Source organism: Enterobacter sp. 296B2 (assembly GCF_034106185.1).
Taxonomy (GTDB): domain Bacteria; phylum Pseudomonadota; class Gammaproteobacteria; order Enterobacterales; family Enterobacteriaceae; genus Enterobacter; species Enterobacter cloacae_N.
The window spans coordinates 1-22,111 of sequence record NZ_JAWNCA010000047.1 but is presented as its reverse complement, the minus strand read 5'-3'; the positions used below and the strand labels follow the sequence as shown (position 1 = coordinate 22,111).

Annotated in this window: 21 protein-coding genes and 5 tRNA genes; 14 read left to right on the top strand and 12 right to left on the bottom strand. The window is 55.9% G+C overall.

What is annotated here, in order from left to right:
- Positions 1 to 150 precede the first annotated feature (150 nt).
- Positions 151 to 555 carry a DNA-binding protein StpA gene (stpA, locus tag URZ40_RS22080; RefSeq protein WP_116343822.1) on the bottom strand — a complete coding sequence of 135 codons (405 nt, stop codon included), beginning with the start codon at positions 553 to 555 and terminating at the stop codon, positions 151 to 153.
- Between the two features lie 494 nt (positions 556 to 1,049).
- Here stpA and alaE point away from each other — a divergent pair, with 494 nt between their 5' ends.
- On the top strand, positions 1,050 to 1,499 hold the full coding sequence (gene alaE, locus URZ40_RS22075; protein WP_320721151.1) for an L-alanine exporter AlaE: 450 nt from the start codon (positions 1,050 to 1,052) through the stop codon (positions 1,497 to 1,499).
- Between the two features lie 32 nt (positions 1,500 to 1,531).
- On the opposite strand, the gene URZ40_RS22070 is transcribed toward alaE, so the two are convergent.
- Positions 1,532 to 1,876, bottom strand: a complete 345-nt coding sequence (locus tag URZ40_RS22070; protein WP_023308923.1) for a DUF2002 family protein — start codon at positions 1,874 to 1,876, stop codon at positions 1,532 to 1,534.
- Positions 1,877 to 2,036: 160 nt separating this feature from the next.
- Here URZ40_RS22070 and URZ40_RS22065 point away from each other — a divergent pair, with 160 nt between their 5' ends.
- From URZ40_RS22065 to leuA, 13 genes are all read left to right on the top strand, one after another.
- On the top strand, positions 2,037 to 2,363 hold the full coding sequence (locus tag URZ40_RS22065; protein ID WP_032642961.1) for a DUF883 domain-containing protein: 327 nt from the start codon (positions 2,037 to 2,039) through the stop codon (positions 2,361 to 2,363).
- A gap of 243 nt (positions 2,364 to 2,606) precedes the next feature.
- A complete protein-coding gene (gene nrdH, locus URZ40_RS22060; protein WP_116343824.1) occupies positions 2,607 to 2,846 on the top strand; it encodes a glutaredoxin-like protein NrdH in 240 nt (79 codons plus the stop codon).
- On the top strand, positions 2,843 to 3,253 hold the full coding sequence (gene nrdI, locus URZ40_RS22055; protein WP_192984398.1) for a class Ib ribonucleoside-diphosphate reductase assembly flavoprotein NrdI: 411 nt from the start codon (positions 2,843 to 2,845) through the stop codon (positions 3,251 to 3,253). The genes nrdH and nrdI overlap by 4 nt, the downstream gene beginning before the upstream one ends.
- Positions 3,226 to 5,370, top strand: a complete 2,145-nt coding sequence (gene nrdE, locus URZ40_RS22050; RefSeq protein ID WP_320721150.1) for a class 1b ribonucleoside-diphosphate reductase subunit alpha — start codon at positions 3,226 to 3,228, stop codon at positions 5,368 to 5,370. The genes nrdI and nrdE overlap by 28 nt, the downstream gene beginning before the upstream one ends.
- A 9-nt stretch (positions 5,371 to 5,379) precedes the next feature.
- Positions 5,380 to 6,339, top strand: coding sequence for a class 1b ribonucleoside-diphosphate reductase subunit beta (gene nrdF, locus URZ40_RS22045; RefSeq protein WP_151412883.1), 960 nt, complete (start codon positions 5,380 to 5,382; stop codon positions 6,337 to 6,339).
- A gap of 331 nt (positions 6,340 to 6,670) precedes the next feature.
- A complete protein-coding gene (gene proV, locus URZ40_RS22040) occupies positions 6,671 to 7,882 on the top strand; it encodes a glycine betaine/L-proline ABC transporter ATP-binding protein ProV (RefSeq protein ID WP_320721149.1) in 1,212 nt (403 codons plus the stop codon).
- A complete protein-coding gene (gene proW / locus URZ40_RS22035; RefSeq protein ID WP_320721148.1) occupies positions 7,866 to 8,930 on the top strand; it encodes a glycine betaine/L-proline ABC transporter permease ProW in 1,065 nt (354 codons plus the stop codon). Before proV ends, proW begins: the two co-directional genes overlap by 17 nt.
- Before the next feature lie 9 nt (positions 8,931 to 8,939).
- A complete protein-coding gene (proX, locus tag URZ40_RS22030; protein ID WP_139784221.1) occupies positions 8,940 to 9,935 on the top strand; it encodes a glycine betaine/L-proline ABC transporter substrate-binding protein ProX in 996 nt (331 codons plus the stop codon).
- Positions 9,936 to 10,146: 211 nt separating this feature from the next.
- Positions 10,147 to 11,331 carry an MFS transporter gene (locus tag URZ40_RS22025; protein WP_320721147.1) on the top strand — a complete coding sequence of 395 codons (1,185 nt, stop codon included), beginning with the start codon at positions 10,147 to 10,149 and terminating at the stop codon, positions 11,329 to 11,331.
- Between the two features lie 315 nt (positions 11,332 to 11,646).
- Complete coding sequence (gene mprA / locus URZ40_RS22020) at positions 11,647 to 12,177, top strand: transcriptional repressor MprA (protein ID WP_061099626.1); 531 nt, start codon at positions 11,647 to 11,649, stop codon at positions 12,175 to 12,177.
- A 128-nt stretch (positions 12,178 to 12,305) separates the two neighbouring features.
- A complete protein-coding gene (emrA, locus tag URZ40_RS22015; protein ID WP_061097297.1) occupies positions 12,306 to 13,478 on the top strand; it encodes a multidrug efflux MFS transporter periplasmic adaptor subunit EmrA in 1,173 nt (390 codons plus the stop codon).
- 16 nt (positions 13,479 to 13,494) lie between these two features.
- Positions 13,495 to 15,042: a multidrug efflux MFS transporter permease subunit EmrB gene (emrB, locus tag URZ40_RS22010; RefSeq protein ID WP_163330118.1), complete on the top strand. Its 1,548-nt coding sequence runs from the start codon at positions 13,495 to 13,497 to the stop codon at positions 15,040 to 15,042.
- A 96-nt stretch (positions 15,043 to 15,138) separates the two neighbouring features.
- Complete coding sequence (gene leuA, locus URZ40_RS22005; protein WP_320721146.1) at positions 15,139 to 16,794, top strand: 2-isopropylmalate synthase; 1,656 nt, start codon at positions 15,139 to 15,141, stop codon at positions 16,792 to 16,794.
- Here the strand turns inward: leuA and URZ40_RS22000 are convergent.
- The 10 genes from URZ40_RS22000 to URZ40_RS21955 all read right to left on the bottom strand — a co-directional run bounded on the left by URZ40_RS22000 (position 16,781) and on the right by URZ40_RS21955 (position 21,670).
- Positions 16,781 to 17,545, bottom strand: a complete 765-nt coding sequence (locus URZ40_RS22000; protein WP_163330116.1) for a helix-turn-helix domain-containing protein — start codon at positions 17,543 to 17,545, stop codon at positions 16,781 to 16,783. The genes leuA and URZ40_RS22000 overlap by 14 nt on opposite strands.
- Before the next feature lie 54 nt (positions 17,546 to 17,599).
- Positions 17,600 to 18,115 carry an S-ribosylhomocysteine lyase gene (gene luxS / locus URZ40_RS21995; RefSeq protein ID WP_014884972.1) on the bottom strand — a complete coding sequence of 172 codons (516 nt, stop codon included), beginning with the start codon at positions 18,113 to 18,115 and terminating at the stop codon, positions 17,600 to 17,602.
- Positions 18,116 to 18,267: 152 nt separating this feature from the next.
- On the bottom strand, positions 18,268 to 19,812 hold the full coding sequence (gshA, locus tag URZ40_RS21990) for a glutamate--cysteine ligase (protein ID WP_116343827.1): 1,545 nt from the start codon (positions 19,810 to 19,812) through the stop codon (positions 18,268 to 18,270).
- Positions 19,813 to 19,895: 83 nt separating this feature from the next.
- On the bottom strand, positions 19,896 to 20,324 hold the full coding sequence (locus URZ40_RS21985; RefSeq protein ID WP_008499541.1) for a YqaA family protein: 429 nt from the start codon (positions 20,322 to 20,324) through the stop codon (positions 19,896 to 19,898).
- Entirely contained in the window at positions 20,321 to 20,887 is a 567-nt protein-coding gene (gene yqaB / locus URZ40_RS21980) for a fructose-1-phosphate/6-phosphogluconate phosphatase (protein ID WP_116343828.1), read from the bottom strand. Before yqaB ends, URZ40_RS21985 begins: the two co-directional genes overlap by 4 nt.
- Positions 20,888 to 21,012: 125 nt before the next feature.
- A tRNA-Arg gene (locus URZ40_RS21975) sits at positions 21,013 to 21,089 on the bottom strand.
- A gap of 160 nt (positions 21,090 to 21,249) precedes the next feature.
- Positions 21,250 to 21,326, bottom strand: a tRNA-Arg gene (locus tag URZ40_RS21970).
- Positions 21,327 to 21,355: 29 nt separating this feature from the next.
- Positions 21,356 to 21,432, bottom strand: a tRNA-Arg gene (locus URZ40_RS21965).
- 64 nt (positions 21,433 to 21,496) lie between these two features.
- Positions 21,497 to 21,573, bottom strand: a tRNA-Arg gene (locus tag URZ40_RS21960).
- Between the two features lie 4 nt (positions 21,574 to 21,577).
- Positions 21,578 to 21,670, bottom strand: a tRNA-Ser gene (locus tag URZ40_RS21955).
- Positions 21,671 to 22,111 lie beyond the last annotated feature (441 nt).

Below are 22,111 nucleotides of genomic sequence, written 5' to 3'. Positions count from 1 at the left end.
GTGTTTCCGTGGTGTTGCGTAACCGCCCTCAAATTAACTATTTAAAAAATACTCTGTTCCCGGGGGCGCCGGGCCGCCGTAACCCGTGCTGTGTTATTTGGGGTGCTGCTCAACCGCCACCGGGGCGGGTTGTCCCCCCCGCTCCACGTATTAGATCAGAAAATCATCCAGTGATTTACCCTCTGCCAGCGCGCTGGCAATAGGCTTCGGCGTGCGGCCCTGGCCGGTCCACGTTTTCTCTTCACCGTTCTGGTCAATAAAGCGATATTTCGCTTCACGCGGTTTACGCTTTTTAGCCGGTTTACCCGCCTGCGCCAGTTCTGAACCCAGCAGATCGGAGGGGGAAATACCATCGGCTTTCATCAGCTCCAGCAGGGCATTAATTTTTTCCTGCTGCTCGGCACGCTGCTGCTCTAATTCTGCCAGCTCGCTGCGTTTCTCTTCAGTAACGACCCTGACCTTTTCCAGCATTTCCTCAAGAACGTCCAGGGATAATTCACGCGCCATCGCGCGCAGGGTTCGGATATTATTAAGATTCTGTAACGTCAAAGACATATTATTTGAAAACCTTTTCTTTGGGGTAAATAGATAAATCGCCGACAGAATAATTCATTTGAGTTGAAATATCTACCCAAAGGACCGTATGGGCATAATTGTAAATATAACTAAATCACGCTGTTAATATTAGAACAGGATGCAGTCAGGGCAGAGGCGAATCTAATCACTGCATCCATATAAATGGTCAACTTTAATCCGAATCACAGCATATTGCGCCGCTACCATAACGGTGATTTTCACCCGCACAAACATTAAAACTAACCGATTGATTACATTATAAAAATTATCAAACGAGACAGATTATAACGAACAGAGTAAAAATCACACAATTTTAGAGAATTTTGTGGACAAAAGGTGATTAAATAAAAATTAATCACTAGTTGTTAGTTCAAAGTCAGAGATATACTCTATACACCTCAAGCAAACCAACCTAAAGCACTAACCGCTGCAGGAAAATCGTTTCCACCGTGTTCTTCTCAAGGAGTTCAGACATGTTCTCGCCGCAATCTCGCCTGCGCCACGCGGTGGCGGATACTTTCGCGATGGTTGTTTACTGTTCCGTCGTGAACATGCTGATCGAAATATTCCTCTCCGGAATGACCTTCGAGCAGTCACTTTCTTCTCGCCTGGTGGCGATCCCGGTCAATATTATTATCGCATGGCCTTACGGGCTATACCGCGATGCCGTCATGCGCTTCTCGCGTCGTATCAGCCCGGCGGGCTGGATGAAAAACCTTGCCGACGTACTGGCGTACGTCACGTTCCAGTCTCCGGTCTACGTGGTTATTTTGCTGACGGTGGGCGCGGACTGGCACCAGATCGCCGCAGCGGTCAGTTCGAATATCGTGGTATCAATGCTGATGGGTGCGGTATACGGCTATTTTCTCGACTACTGCCGCCGTCTGTTCAAAGTCAGCCAGTACAGCCAGGTAAAAGCGTAATGTGAAGCGACTGGCGAATGCCAGTCGCAGATTTACTGTACGTCGCCAAACAATCCCTTAAGAAACCGCTCCAGCGCCATACGCGAGCTGAAACCGTGCGGAATACCATAATGCTCATGCCGTTCACCGCCTAAATAGAGCGGAAATTGCTGATAATGATCGCAGGTTTTAATATCCGAGGCAGGTTCAGCAAATGACAGACTTCTGTCTTTCAGCGTCGGGTGAATAATGAGTGCGGTACGTCCCATCCTGGCTTCACGATTAACATACACATAATTCTCGCCTCGGCGATATCCATACGCTTTTGGCGTCACCTCATCCATGGTGAATCCCTCTTTTTCAAGAACGCGTGCCACCTCGTCAGGTCGTAAATACATATCTTTTCCTCGTTATCTTTTCCTGCCTGGCAACCTTACAGTATTCAGCATTAGCAGGGCTTTCAGAATAGTCCATAAACTGCCGGATAACGCGTGATGCGCTTCAGATATTAAATTTCTGAACTAAACTCATCAGGAACACAAAATTACGGAGGATCGTATGTTTAACAGACCGAACCGAAACGATATTAACGACGACGCTCAGGATATTCGTAATGATGTCAGCCAATTAGCGGACACGCTGGAAGAAGTGCTGAAGTCCTGGGGTACTGACGCGAAGGACGAAGCGGATGCCGCAAAACGTAAGGCTCAGTCTCTGCTCCGTGAAACCCGCGCCCGCATGAACGGACGTTCACGCGCCACACAGGCGGCCTGCGATATGGCAAGCTGCGCTACGACCTTCGTACGTGAAAAACCACTTTGTACGCTGGGAACCGTCGCGGCGGTCGGCATCTTTGTCGGTGCCCTGCTCAGCCTGCGTAAGTAAGTCTGACTTATCCGCCCCGGTAGCCTCTGGCGCCGGGGCTTTTCTTTGCCTTCACACCCGAAAAACCCGTACAGCCAGCCCTGCCCCGCTGTGCTCATCATCAGGGCAACATCAATCTGAATTTCCCATATCTTGTATGGTTGAATCTTATCTCAACTACATCTAGTATTCTCTTTAGAAAGACACACACTACCTGACGCGTTAACTCGCGCCCTTTTCTCATTCTAAATGGAAATACGAATCATGAGCATTATTATTTACACTCGTAATGACTGTGTTCAGTGCCACGCCACCAAACGGGCGATGGAGAGCCGCGGCGTGGCGTTTGAGATGGTGAATATCGACCAGCAGCCCGAGGCCGCCGATACCCTGCGCGCGCAGGGATTTCGTCAGCTTCCGGTGGTGGTTGCCGGTGACACCAGCTGGTCTGGCTTTCGCCCGGACATGATTAACCGCCTGAGCGCTCAGGCCACGCGTGCATGAGCAGGCTGGTCTACTTTTCCAGCAGCTCGGAAAACACGCTCCGCTTTATTGAGCGCCTTGGGCTGCCTGCGGTGCGTATTCCGCTCAACGAGCGGGAGCGTATTCAGGTAGACGAACCTTACATTCTGGTGGTGCCCAGCTATGGCGGGGGCGGTACGGCGGGAGCGGTGCCTCGCCAGGTGATCCGCTTTCTGAACGATCCTCATAACCGGGAGCTGATTCGGGGCGTGATCGCGGCGGGCAATCGTAATTTCGGCGATGCGTATGGCCGCGCCGGGGATGTCATCTCTCAAAAATGCGGCGTGCCGTATCTCTATCGTTTCGAACTGATGGGGACACAGCAGGACGTAGAAAACGTGCGTAAAGGAGTGAACGAATTTTGGCAACGACAACCGCAGAACGGGTAATTCAGGCAACGCCGGACTACCACGCATTAAACGCGATGCTTAACCTCTATGACCGGGAGGGGCGCATTCAGTTTGGCAAAGATCGCGAGGCGGTAGAAGCCTTTTTCGCGGCCCACGTCCGTCCGAACAGCGTCGCTTTTGGCAGCCAGCAGGAACGTCTCGACTACCTGGTTAACGAAGGTTATTACGAGGAGCGCGTGCTGGCCCGCTATAACCGCGCTTTCGTGGTGAAGCTGTTTGAGCGCGCCCATGCCAGCGGTTTTCGTTTCCAGACCTTTCTCGGCGCGTGGAAGTATTACACCAGCTACACCCTGAAAACCTTCGACGGCAAACGCTACCTGGAAAGCTTTGAAGATCGCACCGTGATGGTGGCGCTGACGCTGGCCCAGGGCGACGAAGCGCTGGCTGAAAGGCTGACGGAGGAGATCCTCTCCGGCCGCTTCCAGCCCGCCACGCCGACCTTTCTCAACTGCGGTAAAGCCCAGCGCGGCGAGCTGGTCTCCTGCTTCCTGCTGCGCATCGAAGACAATATGGAGTCGATTGGTCGCGCGGTGAACTCGGCGCTGCAGCTTTCCAAACGCGGCGGCGGCGTGGCGTTTCTGCTCTCGAACCTGCGTGAAGCGGGCGCGCCGATCAAGCGCATCGAAAACCAGTCCTCCGGGGTAATCCCGGTGATGAAGATGCTGGAAGACGCGTTCTCCTATGCCAACCAGCTTGGCGCGCGTCAGGGCGCGGGGGCGGTTTACCTGCATGCGCACCACCCGGACATTCTGCGTTTTCTCGATACCAAACGCGAAAACGCCGACGAAAAAATCCGCATCAAAACCCTGTCGCTCGGCGTGGTGATCCCGGATATTACCTTTAAACTGGCTAAAGAGAATGCCGAGATGGCGCTCTTCTCGCCCTATGATATTGAGCGTATTTACGGCAAAGCGTTTGGCGACGTGGCCATCAGCGAGCTGTACGACGAGCTGGTGGCCGACGAGCGCATTCGTAAAAAATACATCAACGCCCGCGATTTCTTCCAGACGCTGGCCGAAATTCAGTTTGAATCCGGCTATCCGTACATCATGTTTGAGGACACGGTGAACCGCGCGAACCCGATCGCCGGGCGTATCAACATGAGCAACCTGTGCTCGGAGATCTTGCAGGTCAACAGCGCCTCCGCCTACGACGAGAACCTGGACTACGCGGAGATCGGCAAAGATATCTCCTGTAACCTCGGGTCGCTCAATATTGCTCACACCATGGATTCGCCGGATTTTGGCCGCACGGTGGAGACCGCCATTCGCGGGCTTACGGCGGTCTCAGACATGAGCCACATCCGCAGCGTGCCCTCCATCGAGGCGGGTAACGCCGCATCGCATGCCATTGGCCTGGGGCAGATGAACCTGCACGGTTATCTGGCGCGGGAAGGTATCGCCTACGGCAGTCCGGAAGGGCTGGATTTCACCAACCTCTATTTCTACACCGTCACCTGGCACGCGCTGCACACCTCGATGATGCTGGCACGCGAGCGCAGCCAGCGGTTCGCAGGCTTTGAGCAGTCGCGCTATGCCAGCGGGGCGTATTTCAGCCAGTATCTGGAAGGCGACTGGCAGCCAAAAACCGAAAAAGTGCGCGAACTGTTTGCCCGCGCGGGGATTACCCTGCCAACGCGCGAGATGTGGCAGCAGCTGCGCGACGACGTGATGCGCTACGGCATCTACAACCAGAACCTGCAGGCCGTGCCGCCAACCGGTTCGATTTCCTACATCAACCACGCCACGTCGAGCATTCACCCGATCGTGTCGAAAATTGAAATTCGTAAGGAAGGCAAAACCGGACGCGTTTACTACCCTGCCCCGTTTATGACCAACGAAAACCTGGCGCTTTACCAGGATGCGTATGAGATCGGCCCGGAAAAAATCATCGATACCTACGCGGAGGCGACAAAGCACGTGGATCAGGGGCTGTCGCTGACGCTCTTCTTCCCGGACACCGCCACCACGCGGGATATCAACAGAGCGCAGATCTACGCCTGGAAGAAAGGCATCAAAACGCTCTACTACATTCGCCTGCGCCAGCTTGCGCTGGAAGGTACCGAAATCGAAGGCTGCGTGTCCTGCGCGCTGTAAGGAGAAAGGATGAAACTGTCACGCGTGAGTGCCGTTAACTGGAATAAAATCCAGGATGATAAAGACCTGGAGGTGTGGAACCGCCTGACCAGCAACTTCTGGCTGCCGGAAAAGGTGCCGCTCTCAAACGATATTCCGGCCTGGCAGACGCTGAGCCACGCCGAGCAGCAGCTGACGATCCGCGTCTTTACCGGGCTGACGCTGCTGGACACCATTCAGAATACCGTCGGTGCCCCCGCACTGATGAGCGACGCGCTGACGCCGCACGAAGAGGCGGTGATGTCGAACATCAGCTTTATGGAGGCGGTACATGCCCGCTCCTACAGCTCGATTTTCTCCACGCTGTGCCAGACCAAAGACGTGGACGCGGCCTACGCCTGGAGTGAAGAGAGCGAGTCGTTGCAGCGAAAGGCGGAGCTGGTGCTGGAATATTACCGCGCCGACGAGCCGCTGAAGAAGAAGATCGCCAGCGTGTTCCTGGAATCCTTCCTCTTCTATTCCGGCTTCTGGCTGCCCATGTACTGGTCGAGCCGGGGCAAGCTCACCAACACCGCCGATTTGATTCGACTCATCATTCGTGACGAGGCGGTTCACGGGTATTACATCGGCTATAAATACCAGAAAGGGCTGGAGAAAGTCAGTCCGGAGAAACGCGAGGAGCTCAAAGGTTTTGCGCTCGATTTGCTGATGGATCTGTACGACAACGAACTGAGCTATACCGAAGAATTGTACGCCGGAACGGGCTGGGAAGAGGACGTAAAAGCGTTTCTCTGCTACAACGCGAACAAAGCGCTGATGAACCTTGGTTACGACGCGCTGTTCCCGCCGGAGATGGCGGAGGTGAACCCGGCGATCCTGGCGGCGCTGTCGCCGAATGCCGATGAAAACCACGACTTCTTCTCCGGGTCCGGCTCGTCGTACGTGATGGGTAAAGCGGTGGAAACCGAGGATGAAGACTGGGATTTTTAATGAACGCTAACGTTCGTTAATTTAATATAAACCCAACAATTCTCTCTCTAATATTTACAAAACATCTACACTGTAATTTCCGCGTCATATTCGCCTGAATCATTCCGATTCAGGCGAAATTTCCTGATGCCGCAGCAAAAAAATGAGAAAAATTCAAACTACCCTCAGCCCTTTATTCATGGGAAACTCAGCCGCTTCGCTTACCTGAAAATTCACGTCATAAGCAAACCCAGGGTTGTCTCAGATTCTGAGTATGTTAGGGTTATGCCCGTTAACAATTTACCATGGTAATCATATCGACATAAACAAATAACAGGACACTCTCTATTGCATGGCAATTAAATTAGAAGTGAAAAATCTTTATAAAATATTTGGCGAGCACCCGCAGCGCGCATTCAAATATATTGAGAAAGGCCTTTCGAAAGAGCAAATTCTGGAAAAAACCGGGCTATCGCTTGGCGTTAAAGACGCCAGTCTGGCCATTGAAGAAGGCGAGATTTTTGTCATCATGGGGTTATCCGGTTCGGGTAAATCCACTATGGTTCGCCTTCTCAATCGCCTGATTGAACCCACCCGCGGGCAGGTGCTGATTGACGGTGTGGATATCGCCAGAATATCAGACGCCGAGCTTCGCGAGGTGCGCAGAAAGAAGATCGCAATGGTGTTTCAGTCATTCGCGCTGATGCCGCACATGACGGTGCTGGATAATACCGCCTTTGGCATGGAATTAGCCGGCACGCCCGCTCAGGAACGTCAGGAAAAAGCCCTTGATGCCCTGCGCCAGGTGGGGCTTGAGAATTATGCTCACGCGTATCCGGATGAACTTTCCGGCGGTATGCGTCAGCGCGTGGGATTAGCCCGCGCGTTGGCCATTAATCCAGACATATTATTAATGGATGAAGCCTTCTCAGCCCTCGATCCGTTAATTCGCACCGAGATGCAGGATGAGCTGGTAAAATTACAGGCCAGACATCAGCGAACTATTGTCTTTATTTCCCACGATTTAGACGAAGCCATGCGTATTGGCGACCGAATTGCCATTATGCAAAACGGAGAGGTGGTGCAGGTCGGCACGCCGGATGAAATTCTGAATAATCCGGCGAATGATTACGTGCGAACCTTCTTCCGCGGCGTGGATATTAGCCAGGTATTTAGCGCTAAAGATATTGCGCGCCGAACGCCGAACGGCATTATCCGTAAAACGCCAGGCTTCGGCCCGCGCTCCGCCCTTAAGCTGCTGCAGGACGAAGACCGTGAATACGGTTATCTGGTTGAACGCGGCAATAAATTTGTCGGCGTTGTCTCCATCGACTCTCTGAAAACCGCGCTTAGCGAAAATCAGGGGATCGATGCGGCGTTAATTGACGCTCCGCTTGCCGTGGACGCCGAAACGCCGCTCAGCGAGTTGCTCTCTCACGTGGGCCAGGCGCCGTGCGCCGTGCCGGTCGTGGGTGAGGAACAACAGTACGTCGGCATCATCTCCAAACGGATGCTGCTGCAGGCTTTAGATCGCGAGGGGGCAAACAATGACCGATCAAACTAACCCGTGGGGCGCCACAGAGGCAGCGGACAGCGCTGCGCAATCCGCCGACGCATGGGGCTCCACGCCTGCACCTGCCGACGGCGGCGGCGCGGCAGACTGGCTGAACAGCGCACCCGCGCCTGCGCCAGAACACTTCAACATCATGGATCCGTTCCATAAAACCCTGATCCCGCTGGACAGCTGGGTTACGGAGGGGATCGACTGGGTGGTCACGCACTTCCGTCCGGTGTTCCAGGGGATCCGCGTCCCGGTGGACTACATCCTGAACGGCTTCCAGCAGCTGATGCTGGGCATGCCTGCGCCGGTGGCCATTATCCTGTTCTCCCTGATTGCCTGGCAGTTCGGCAGCGCGGGGATGGGCATCGCCACGCTGATTTCGCTGATTGCCATCGGCGCGATTGGCGCGTGGTCGCAGGCAATGATCACGCTGGCGCTGGTGCTGACCGCCCTGCTCTTCTGCATCGTCATCGGGCTACCGATGGGGATCTGGCTGGCGCGCAGCCCGCGGGCCGCGAAGATTATTCGTCCGCTGCTGGATGCAATGCAGACCACGCCGGCGTTCGTCTATCTGGTGCCTATCGTGATGCTGTTCGGCATCGGTAACGTGCCGGGCGTGGTGGTGACCATTATCTTCGCCCTGCCGCCGATTATTCGTCTGACCATCCTGGGGATTAACCAGGTACCTGCGGATCTGATTGAGGCCTCGCGCTCGTTTGGTGCCAGCCCGCGCCAGATGCTGTTTAAGGTTCAGCTCCCGCTGGCGATGCCGACCATCATGGCAGGCGTTAACCAGACGCTGATGCTGGCCCTGTCGATGGTGGTGATCGCCTCGATGATCGCCGTTGGCGGACTGGGCCAGATGGTGCTGCGCGGCATTGGCCGTCTCGACATGGGGCTGGCCACCGTTGGCGGCGTCGGGATTGTGATCCTCGCCATTATTCTCGATCGCCTGACTCAGGCCGTCGGTCGTGATTCACGCAGTCGCGGCAACCGTCGCTGGTATACCACCGGCCCCGTCGGGTTACTGACCCGCCCATTTACAAAATAAGGAACAACGATGCGACAGAGCGTACTTTTTGCTACAGCGTTTGCCACCCTTGTCTCCACCAGCGCGTTTGCCGCTGACCTGCCGGGCAAAGGCATTACCGTGCAGCCGGTGCAGAGCACCATTTCGGAAGAGAGCTTCCAGACCCTGATCGTCAGCCGCGCGCTGGAGAAGCTGGGCTATACGGTCAACACGCCGAGCGAAGTGGATTACAACGTGGGCTACACCTCGATTGCCTCCGGTGACGCCACCTTTACCGCGGTGAACTGGCAGCCGCTGCACGACGACATGTATGCCGCCGCCGGTGGCGACAAGAAATTCTATCGCGAAGGCACCTTCGTGACGGGTGCGGCTCAGGGTTATCTGATCGACAAGAAAACCGCGGATAAGTATCACATCACCAATATTGAACAGCTGAAAGATCCGAAGATCGCCAGACTGTTCGACACTAACGGTGACGGCAAGGCCGACATGATGGGCTGCTCGCCGGGCTGGGGCTGTGAAGCGGTGATTAACCACCAGAACAAAGCGTTCGATCTGGCGAAAACCGTCGACGTGAGCCACGGCAACTATTCAGCGATGATGGCCGACACCATTGCCCGCTTTAAAGAGGGGAAACCGGTGATCTACTACACCTGGACACCGTACTGGGTGAGCGACGTGCTGAAGCCGGGTAAAGACGTGGTGTGGCTGCAGGTACCGTTCTCCTCCCTGCCGGGCGAGCAGAAAGATATCGACACCAAACTGCCGAACGGCATGAACTACGGCTTCCCGGTGAACACCATGCATATCGTGGCTAATAAAGCCTGGGCGGAGAAAAACCCGGCGGCGGCGAAGCTGTTCTCGGTGATGAAGCTCCCGCTGGCGGACATCAACGCCCAGAATGCGATGATGCACGCGGGCAAATCCTCTGAGGCGGATGTGAAAGGCCACGTGGACGGCTGGATCAAAGCTCACCAGCAGCAGTTTGACGGCTGGGTGAAAGAGGCGCTTGAAGCGCAGAAGTAAAAACAACACCCCTCACCCTAACCCTCTCCCCGAAGGGGAGAGGGGACTTTATACACCCTCTCCCCTTCGGGGAGAGGGCCGGGGTGAGGGGCTCAAACCGCACCCAACCCAAACCGCACAAACACACACATAACAATCCCCCAACATTCACAATCATTGGTTATTATAGTTTCCGGAAAAATAATCACTTAACTAACGATTCCTGAAACCAATGACGAAAACAACTCAGGGGCTTAGTCCCGCACTCATCCTTTTGATGTCCGTGGCAACGGGTCTGGCAGTCGCCAGCAACTATTACGCGCAGCCTCTGCTCGATACTATCGCCCGCGCGTTTGTCCTTTCCGCCAGCTCGGCAGGCTTTATCGTCACCGCCGCACAGCTTGGCTACGCCGCCGGGCTGCTGTTCCTGGTGCCGCTCGGAGATATGTTTGAACGCCGGATGCTGATTGTTTCGATGACGCTTCTGGCCGCAGGCGGCATGCTGATCACCGCCAGCAGCCAGTCGCTGGCGATGATGATTGTCGGCACCGCGCTAACGGGACTGTTTTCCGTCGTCGCGCAAATTCTGGTGCCCCTCGCGGCAACCCTTGCCTCCCCGGAAAAACGCGGCAAGGTGGTGGGTACCATTATGAGCGGCCTGCTGCTCGGGATCCTGCTGGCGCGTACCGTTGCCGGGCTGCTGGCAAGCCTCGGCGGCTGGCGCACCGTTTACTGGGTGGCGAGCGTATTGATGGTGGTGATGGCGCTGGCGCTGTGGCGCGGGCTGCCGAAGGTGAAGCAGGAGAACCACCTGAATTACCCGCAGCTTCTGGCCTCCGTGTTTAGCCTGTTCACGCAGGATAAACTGCTGCGCACCCGCGCTCTGCTGGGGTGTCTAACCTTCGCTAACTTCAGCATTCTCTGGACGTCGATGGCATTTCTGCTCGCCGCACCGCCGTTTAACTATTCAGAAGGGGTGATTGGTCTGTTCGGCCTGGCCGGTGCCGCCGGTGCATTGGGCGCGCGCCCGGCAGGCGGGCTGGCCGACAAAGGCAAATCGCATATCACCACGACCGCCGGACTGGTTTTGCTCCTGCTCTCCTGGGCGGCTATCTGGTATGGACACGTCTCGGTGCTGGCGCTGATCGTCGGTATTCTGGTGCTGGATCTCACCGTACAGGGTGTGCATATCACCAACCAGACCGTGATTTACCGCGTGAAGCCCGAGGCGCGTAACCGCCTCACGGCCGGATACATGACCAGCTACTTCATTGGTGGGGCAGCAGGTTCGTTAATTTCGGCGTCGGCATGGCAGCACGCCGGCTGGTCAGGTGTGTGCGGAATTGGCGCAATCGTCGCCGCGCTTAACCTTGTTGTGTGGTGGCGCGGCTACCATCGTCAGGAAGCAATTCACTAAGTTTTACATTGCTTTGGGCCTCTTAGGGTGTAAAGGGGCCCGGCAGTCTGTTAATGTAAACGTAATCATTTATCCCAGAAATTTTAATGTGGGTGACATATCTACAATTGGCATGAATAGTTCAGACCCCCGTCCTCACATCCTCTCTTCAGCGGGTTCATACCCTACGCTTTCTGTGCTCACCGGGTCACGGACTTACCCGGCGCTTTCTGATGGTGGCATTCATTTGGCGGATATAACCGCACAAATAATCCATTTACATTATTTGTCACCATCGTTACTATATCGGCTGTAATTAATGAGGTTATGCCCAAAATGGATAGTTCGTTTACGCCCATTGAACAAATGCTTAAATTCCGCGCCAGTCGTCATGAGGACTTCCCGTATCAGGAGATCCTGCTGACCCGCCTGTGCATGCACATGCAGGGTAAACTGCTGGAAAATCGTAATAAAATGCTGAAAGCTCAAGGGATTAACGAGACGTTGTTTATGGCGTTGATTACGCTGGAGTCTCAGGAAAACCACAGTATTCAGCCTTCTGAGCTGAGCTGCGCGCTGGGATCGTCCCGTACCAATGCGACCCGTATTGCTGATGAGCTGGAAAAGCGCGGCTGGATTGAGCGCCGTGAAAGCGATAACGATCGCCGCTGCCTGCATCTGCAATTGACCGATAAAGGTCACCAGTTCCTGCGTGAGGTGCTGCCACCTCAGCACAATTGCCTGCACAAACTCTGGTCTGCCCTCAGCACCGCCGAGCGCGACCAGCTTGAGCACATCACTCGCAAGCTGCTCACCCGTCTGGACCAGATGGATGAAGAAGGCGCAGTTCTTGAGGCGCTGCGCTAACGCGACGACACGCTCAACAATCCAGATTTATAAAAGAAAACCGACAGGCCAGCACGTCACACTGCTGGCCTTTCTGACAACAGGTCGGCTCAGCCGATGTGAAAATAAGAAGATCGTGGAGAACAACAATGAGCGCAAATGCGGAGAGCACTACCCCGCAGCAACCGGCCAACAAGAAAGGCAAACGTAAAAGTGCCCTTCTTCTGTTGACCTTGCTCTTTATTATTATTGCCGTGGCATATGGGATCTATTGGTTTTTAGTATTGCGTCATGCAGAAGAGACTGACGACGCATACGTGGCAGGGAACCAGGTACAGATTATGGCGCAGGTGTCGGGCAGCGTGACGAAAGTCTGGGCTGACAATACCGACTTTGTGCAAAAAGGCGATGTGTTGGTGACCCTCGATCCAACCGATGCCCAGCAGGCCTTTGAGAAAGCCCAGACCGCGCTGGCCTCCAGCGTCCGTCAGACCCGCCAGCTGATGATCAACAGTAAGCAGCTGCAGGCCAACATCGACGTGCAGAAAACCGCGCTGGCGCAGGCCCAGAGCGACCTGAACCGCCGCGTTCCGCTCGGCACCGCCAACCTGATTGGCCGTGAAGAGCTGCAGCACGCGCGCGACGCGGTTGCCAGCGCTCAGGCACAGCTTGACGTGGCCATTCAGCAGTACAACGCCAACCAGGCGATGGTGCTCGGCACCAGCCTGGAAAACCAGCCCGCCGTGCAGCAGGCAGCGACCGAAGTGCGCAACGCGTGGCTTGCCCTGCAGCGTACTAAAATCGTCAGCCCGATGACCGGTTACGTCTCCCGCCGTTCCGTTCAGCCAGGAGCGCAGATTAGCCCAACCACGCCGCTGATGGCGGTCGTGCCGGCAGACAACCTGTGGGTAGACGCTAACTTTAAAGAGACGCAGCTTGCCCATATGCGTATCGGCCAGACCGCGACGGTCGTCAGCGACATCTACGGCGATGACGTGAAGTACACCGGGAAAGTGGTTGGCCTGGATATGGGGACCGGCAGCGCCTTCTCCCTGCTGCCTGCGCAGAACGCCACCGGTAACTGGATCAAAGTGGTTCAGCGTCTGCCCGTGCGTATCGAACTGGATGCCAAACAGCTGGCGGATCACCCGCTGCGTATCGGCCTCTCAACGCTTGTGACGGTCGATACCGCCAACCGCGACGGTCAAATCCTCGCAAGCCAGGTGCGAAGCACGCCGGCTTATGAAAGTAACGCCCGTGAAATTAGCCTCGATCCGGTCAACAAGCTGATCGATGACATCGTGAAGGCAAACGCCGGTTAATCCGAAGGTGAGCGTTATGCAACAGCAAAAGCCGCAAAAACCGCTGGAAGGCGCGCAGCTGGTCATTATGACCATCGCGCTGTCGCTGGCGACATTCATGCAGGTGCTGGACTCCACCATCGCAAACGTGGCGATCCCAACGATCGCCGGTAACCTTGGCTCGTCGCTGAGCCAGGGGACCTGGGTCATTACCTCGTTTGGGGTGGCAAACGCCATCTCCATTCCGATCACCGGCTGGCTGGCGAAGCGCGTCGGTGAGGTGAAGCTGTTCCTCTGGTCGACAATCCTGTTCGTGCTGGCCTCCTGGGCGTGCGGCATGTCCAGCAGCCTGACGATGCTGATCTTCTTCCGCGTCATTCAGGGGATTGTCGCCGGGCCACTGATCCCGCTGTCCCAGAGTTTGCTGCTGAACAACTATCCGCCTGCCAAACGCTCCATCGCGCTGGCGCTGTGGTCGATGACCGTGATTGTCGCGCCGATTTGCGGGCCTATCCTCGGCGGCTATATCAGCGATAACTACCACTGGGGCTGGATCTTCTTCATCAACGTGCCCATCGGTGCGCTGGTGGTGCTGATGACGCTGCAGTCTCTGCGCGGTCGCGAAACGCGGACCGAACAGCGGCGCATTGACGGCATCGGGCTGGCGCTGCTGGTTGTCGGCATCGGTAGCCTGCAGATCATGCTCGACCGCGGTAAAGAGCTGGACTGGTTTGCCTCTACGGAAATCATCGTGCTGACGGTGGTCGCCGTGGTCGCCATTAGCTTCCTGATTGTCTGGGAGCTGACGGACGATAACCCGATAGTCGATCTCTCGCTCTTCAAATCGCGAAACTTCACCATCGGCTGTCTGTGTATCAGCCTCGCCTATATGCTCTACTTCGGCGCGATTGTTCTGCTGCCGCAGCTACTGCAGGAGGTGTACGGTTATACCGCGACCTGGGCGGGGCTGGCGTCTGCACCTGTCGGGTTAATACCGGTTCTGCTGTCGCCGATTATTGGCCGCTTTGCCCATAAGCTCGACATGCGCAGGCTGGTGACGTTCAGCTTCATTATGTACGCCGTGTGCTTCTACTGGCGCGCGTATACGTTCGAACCGGGAATGGACTTTGGCGCCTCCGCGTGGCCGCAGTTCATTCAGGGCTTTGCCGTGGCGTGCTTCTTTATGCCGCTGACCACCATTACGCTCTCCGGCTTGCCGCCCGAGCGCATGGCGGCAGCATCGAGCCTGTCGAACTTCACCCGTACGCTGGCGGGCTCTATCGGGACGTCGATCACCACCACGCTGTGGACCAACCGTGAATCGATGCACCATGCCCAGCTGACCGAAGCGGTGAACCCGTTCAACCCTAACGCTCAGCAGATGTACAGCCAGCTTGAGGGGATGGGGATGACGGAGCAGCAGGCCTCCGGCTGGATTGCCCAGCAGATCACTAACCAGGGGCTGATTATCTCGGCGAACGAGATTTTCTGGATATCGGCGGGGATCTTCATCGTCCTGCTGGGGCTGGTGTGGTTTGCTAAACCGCCGTTTGGCGCCGGTAGCGGCGGCGGTGGCGCGCACTAATTCGCGTTGTCCAGAACGCGACAGCGATTGTCAGTTTCGATAAAGCAGCGCTCCTGAAATCAATTCACGATAGTGAAAAGACAACAGGAGCGCATCATGCTGAACACACCCGCCGACAAATACCAACCCTATCCCACCGTTTCATTGCCCGACCGTCGCTGGCCGGAGCAACGCATCACCCGCGCGCCGCGCTGGCTCTCGACCGACTTACGCGACGGCAACCAGGCGCTTGCCGAGCCGATGGACAGCGCGCGCAAGCTGCAGTTCTGGGACCTGCTGCTGGGCTGCGGGTTTAAAGAAATTGAGGTGGCCTTCCCGTCCGCCTCGCAGACCGACTTCAACTTTGTGCGCCAGCTGATCGAAGAGAACCGCATCCCGGATGACGTCACGATTCAGGTGTTAACTCAGGCGCGGGAAGATCTCATCCAACGCACTTTCGAATCCCTGCGAGGCGCGAAGCAGGCGACCGTCCACCTGTATAACGCCACCGCCCCGCTGTTCCGCCGCCTGGTATTCGGCATGGAGAAAGCGCAGATCGTCGAGCTGGCCACGCGCGCCACGCGCCTTATCCGCCAGCTGTGCGAAGAGAACCCGGATACCTGCTGGCAGTACGAGTACTCCCCGGAAACCTTCTGCTTTACCGAGCCGGAGTTTGCGCTGGAGATTTGTGAAGCCGTGGCGGAGATCTGGCAGCCGTGCGATGCGCGTCCGATGATTATCAACTTACCCGCCACCGTCGAGGTCAGCACGCCAAACGTCTATGCCGACCAAATTGAGTATTTCTGTCGCCACTTCAGCCGCCGCCGCGACGTCTGCATCAGCGTGCATCCGCATAACGACCGAGGTACCGGCGTTGCCAGCGCCGAGCTGGCCGTAATGGCGGGCGCGGACCGCGTGGAGGGCTGCCTGTTCGGCAACGGTGAACGCACGGGCAACGTCTGTCTGGTGACGCTGGCGATGAACCTCTACAGCCAGGGCATTAGCCCGAATCTGGATTTCAGCGACATGAACCAGGTGGTGGAAACGGTGGAAACCTGCAATCAGCTGCCGGTGCACCCGCGCCATCCGTGGGCAGGACGGCTGGCCTATACTGCTTTCTCCGGCTCGCACCAGGATGCCATCAAGAAAGGCTTTGATGCCCGCAGGCCTGGCGATCGCTGGGAGATGCCCTATCTGCCCGTCGATCCACAGGATATCGGCTGCACCTACGAAGCGGTGATCCGCGTGAACAGCCAGTCAGGAAAAAGCGGCAGCGCGTGGCTTATCGAGCAAAATCATGGGCTGAAACTGCCCCGCGCCCTGCAGCAGGATTTCAGCCAGCACGTGCAGCAGGAAACCGACCGCCACGGAAAAGAGATGACGCAGAATGCGCTTTGGCAGCTGTTCCGCACCCGCTACGGGCTGGTGACCACGCCGCAGTTTGCGCTGCAATCCTACCGCAGTGACGGCCAGCAGGATGGCCAGCTGCGGCTGACGGCAAGCGTCGTCACGCAGGGGGGAACCCGTCAGCTGGAGGGTCAGGGTAACGGGCTGCTCTCCGCTGCCGCTCAGGGTTTAAGCCGCTGGGTCAACGCGCCGTTTGTGATTAAGGATTATCACGAGCATACGCTGGGTGAACGCAGCGACAGCCGCTCGGTGGCCTATATTCGCTGCCTGTTCCAGGACGGCACCAGCAGCTGGGGCGTGGGCATTGACAGCGACGTGGCGCGCGCGTCGCTTCAGGCTCTGTTTAACGCGGTTAGTCGTTCTTAAAGTAATCGCTGGGTGAAAGGCCCATCACCCGGCGGAACATTGCCGTAAAGGCGCTGTGGCTGCCGTATCCCAGATCCAGCGCCACGCGTAATACCGGCTGGCCCTGCGCCAGCCGCACTAAGGCTTCCAGCAGACGCGCCCTTCTCAACCACTCGCCGTAGCTTAATCCCGTCTGCTGCTGAAAATGGCGGTTCAGGGTACGCTCGCTCATGCCGAGCAGGCTCGCGCTCTGTTGACCGCTCCAGCTTTCACCTGGTGACTGACGGACCTGCCGACACAGCTGGCGTAACGCTTCGCTTTCCGGCTCCGGCAGGTGAAACGGCAGCACCGGCATAGTGCGAATTTCATCCAGAATGAGCTCATAGACGCGCTCATCCCGGCTTCCCGGTGAGTACGATTCAGGTAAAGTAAGGGAGACGAGGATAAGCTCGCGCAACAGCGGCGCGATCTGCACGATCTGGCAGGTGGCCGGGAGATCGGCCCGCGCCAGCGGATCGACAAACAGCGTTCGCGCTGCAACGTTGCCGGTGATGCGAAGCGAGTGCTGTGTTCCCGCCGGTAGCCAGACGCCGCGCCCGGGAGGAACAACCCAACAGCCTGATGCCGTATCGACCCGCACGACGCCCGTCAGGCTGTGCAGCAGCTGTGCGCAGTCGTGCTCGTGCCACGGCTCGCTGTCGCCGTGAACGTAATCATGGGCAAACGGAACGAGGGGACGATGGGTAAAGGAGAACGTAGAGGTTGTGGTCATGGGGTTAAACCACCCTCACCCTACCCTCTCCCGGTGGGAGAGGGAAAAGGTGCACTAGATGTGCAGCTCCTGCAGTTTTTCTTTTGGCAGGGCCAGCTCTTCGTTGCTGTTCACGCGAACATCACGCTCGATGATGTGACGGGCGATGTCCTGCGCTTCTTCCAGAGAGTGCATCTGGTAAGTTCCGCACTGGTAAACGTTCAGCTCAGGGATTTGGTTCTGCTCTTTCACCTTCAGCACGTCTTCCATGGCCGCTTTCCACGCATCGGCGACGCGTTTCTCTTCCGGCTGACCAATCAGGCTCATGTAAAAGCCGGTACGGCAGCCCATCGGAGAAATGTCGATGATCTCAACGCCGTTGCCGTTCAGGTGGTCACGCATGAAACCGGCGAACAGGTGTTCCAGAGTGTGAATGCCTTTCTCCGGCATCACTTCTTTATTCGGCACGCAGAAGCGCAGATCGAAGACGGTGATCGTGTCGCCGTGCGGGGTGTGCATGGTCTTCGCCACGCGGACTGCAGGTGCTTCCATACGGGTATGGTCGACAGTAAAGCTATCTAATAACGGCATACGTCACCTCCGATAGTGATTTTTTTAAAATAAACTGAACTCTTCTACAGAACGCGCGTCTGAGTATATGAAAGACGCGCATTTGTTATCATCATCCCTGAATTCAGAGATGTATATTTTGGCCACAGCGATGTGGCCTTTTTCTTTTTTGCTTAAGCCTGCTTCGCCAGAAACGCCTCAAACGACTCGGTATCCGCCGCTTCAACCTCTTTCTGACGCACAACGGACGCCTCGCGTTCCGCGATAAAATCCGCTTCGCTCAGCACTTCTAACGGCTCCTGCATCAGCATCTCACGGTACTCCGCTGAGAGTGAACGCCCCGTGCCGCCAATGCCCTGATCAATCATAGAACGCAGAATGCGCGCAGAGAACGTCAGTTCCGGATTATCAAAACTTTCCACCAGTTGGTCGCAGATCTGTTGATACGCGTCGCCGCCGTCGATGCTGTCCATTGTCCGGGCAACACGCTTCAGGTCGTGGAACAGATCTTTACCCACCTTAGCCAGCGGGAACTGCGCCGTTTCGCAGCCAATGCCTAACGTCAGGCCAGGCTTGCGCCCTTCCAGAATCACGCGGTTCCAGTTCGTGCGCGTACAAAGCAATTCATCTGAACTCATTTCCGGCGCATCCGCCAGCGCGCACCAGACCATAAACAGATCCAGGAAGCGAACCTGCTGCTCGTCAACGCCAATCGGAGAGAACGGATTGATGTCCAGCGAGCGCACTTCAATGTATTCAATGCCGCCGCGCTGCAGCGCATCCGACGGCGTTTCTCCGCTGCGCGTCACACGCTTCGGACGAATTGGCGCATACAGTTCGTTTTCAATCTGCAATACGTTACTGTTGATTTGCAGGCGCTTTCCGTCTTTTTCGAGGCCGATTTTCGCGTACTCTTCCGACGGGGTTTTGATCGCCCGCTTCAATCCTGCCACATATTCGTGCAATTCGTTAAACGTAATACCGAGATTGCTTTGCGATTTATTGGTATAGCCCAGATCGCTCATGCGCAGAGAAGTCGCGTACGGGAGATAGTACATTCCGCACTCCGTCTTTTCGAACGGCAGCGTGGTCGGTTTCCCCTGCAGGAACGATGAGCAAATGGCAGGCGACGCGCCAAACAGATACGGAATCACCCAGCCGAAACGGTAATAGTTGCGAATCAGACGGAAATAACCGGCGGAGATCGCTTCTTTATCCGTTTCTCCCCCCTTCGCCTGCCAGAACGCCATCGGCAAAGAGAAATTGTAGTGCACGCCAGAGATAGTCTGCATGAGTGCGCCGTAGCGATTTTTCAGACCTTCGCGATAGAGCGTTTTCAGCCGGCCAATGTTTGACGTGCCGTACTGCGCCAGCTCAATCTCCTGGCCCTGCTCGATATAGCACGGCATGCTGAGCGGCCACATGCGCTCATCGCCAAGATTGCGCGCGGTGTAGCGATGGATATCGCGCAGGATCGTCAGCATATGATCGATATCGCCGTCCACCGGCGTAATGAACTCCAGCAGCGCTTCAGCGAAATCGGTTGTGATCCATTTATGTGTCAGCGCCGAGCCTAACGCCTTCGGGTGACCCGTCGTCGCTAAGCTACCGTCCGCGTTAACGCGCAGCGTTTCACGCTCAAGACCACGCTGAATACCCTTCAGAGCCTGAGGGTGGTTTTCCAGCCAGGCCAGCGCCTGAGATACGTCCGGGATCAATTTGACCTCCCGCCTGTCAAAGTAATGTTACTCAGCATAATTGTAATGGTTGACGATTGAAGGTCGCGTATTCATTCCACCAATTAGTGCCACCACGTCATACCCTGTAGTGTTGCCCACGCCACGAGAACATAGCGCAACGCCTTGCCAAGGCACAAAAAAAAGAGCACCGGTCCCCAGGAGATGCGCATCCATCCCGCCAGCAGACACAGTAAATCGCCTATTACAGGCATCCAGCTTAATAACAGCGTGGCAGCGCCATAGCGTTTTAGCCAGCCGACTGCCTTTTCCTGCCAGCGCGACTTTTCGCGCAGCGGAAAGAAACGCCCAAGAATAACGTTAGTCAGCCCTCCAAGGCTATTACCCATTGTTGCTATTAATACAAGCAGCCAGGGCTGACTGACGCCGGACAACAGCATCGCCACCAGCACCACTTCCGAATTTCCCGGTAACAGCGTGGCGCTTAGAAAACTGCTGGCGAATAATGAGGCAAGTGACAGCGCGTCACTCACAGCAAGCGCACATCCACCGCATCCATTCCGGCATCACGCGCGGCCTGAATACCGAAATCGGCATCTTCAAACACGACGCATTTTGCCGCCGGTACGCCCATTAATTCTGCGCAGAGCAGAAAGGTGTCCGGTGCGGGCTTGTGATTTTTAACATGATCGGCGGCAACCACGGCAGAAAAATAGTGGCGCAGGCCAAGATGGTTGAGCAACGCTTCTGCTATCGCGCTCTCGCTGCCCGTACCGACAGACATCGGGCGACGCCCGTGCCACTCTTTTACCACATCAATCAGTGGCAGAGGGCGTACGGTATCTAAAAGCATGGCTTTTACCGCATCGGTTTTTTCACGCGCGAGAAGGTGTGGGTCGAGATCGGCCTGATTCAGTTCAATCACGGCCTGCGCAATACGCCAGGTAGGGGATCCGTTGAGGGCAATCATCGCCTGAAGGTCGAAACGCATGCCGTAGCGACCAAGGACCTCGGTCCAGGCTTGACGATGCGTGGGTTCGGTATCCAGGATGGTGCCATCCATGTCGAAGATCAAACCGTCATACTGTGCGTACATCGTGCTCTCGCTAAACGATTAACAAAGCATTACTTTATCGTAAAAGGTGGTTTTTGTCGCTGATTGCGAAATGATAACAACGAGAGTGATTAAGAACTAAACATCGAAGGGAAAGGCAGAAGAGATGGTGCATCCGGGAGGATTCGAACCTCCGACCGCTCGGTTCGTAGCCGAGTACTCTATCCAGCTGAGCTACGGATGCATCGGGAAATGCTTTTAGAAACAGTAAATGGTGCATCCGGGAGGATTACTCGGCTGCGCCTCGCCCTGCAGGCCGTTGCTGAAGCAACGTTATCCTCCCTGGTACTCGCGATTAACTCGCAGACCTTGAAACAACAGCGTGGCTATTATCTCGGAGAATATGGTGCATCCGGGAGGATTCGAACCTCCGACCGCTCGGTTCGTAGCCGAGTACTCTATCCAGCTGAGCTACGGATGCATCAGGGTACTGCTTTCAGAAATAGTAAATGGTGCATCCGGGAGGATTCGAACCTCCGACCGCTCGGTTCGTAGCCGAGTACTCTATCCAGCTGAGCTACGGATGCATCGGGATTTACTACTGTACTGCTCGATATTCATATCACTTCTAAAGCAATATGAAGTAATAGATGGTGCATCCGGGAGGATTCGAACCTCCGACCGCTCGGTTCGTAGCCGAGTACTCTATCCAGCTGAGCTACGGATGCAAAATGGCGGTGAGGCGGGGATTCGAACCCCGGATGCAGCTTTTGACCGCATACTCCCTTAGCAGGGGAGCGCCTTCAGCCTCTCGGCCACCTCACCACACAACGCCTCTTTCGAGTGCTTCGAGTTACTCGTTAAGAGCTTCTCGTCGCTGCGTGGCGCATATATTACTTTCTGGGACTTATAAGTCAAACAATTTTCCAAAAGCTTTTATCGTTTGCACAAATCACACGCAATTCGCATGTAAAAGCCGCAAAGAGGGTGTTTTATAAGCGGATTTTGCAGGCAACGCCACAGAAAACATCTGACGAAATGGCGGTGTTGAGACGAGTTAAGGGTAACGTAGTGGTTAAAAAGAGAGCGATTGAAATTAAACGGTAACTTTAAGCAGGAAAAATAGCGGGAGGGTTGCGGGGAGGGCCGCCCCCCGCGCAGGCCAGAAGAGGATGAGTGCGGGGGGGGGTTTTTTTGCGGGGGTACGGGGGTTTTTTCTTCAACGGGGGCTCCGTAATGTGTTTGTGTCTGTATAACCCAAATTAG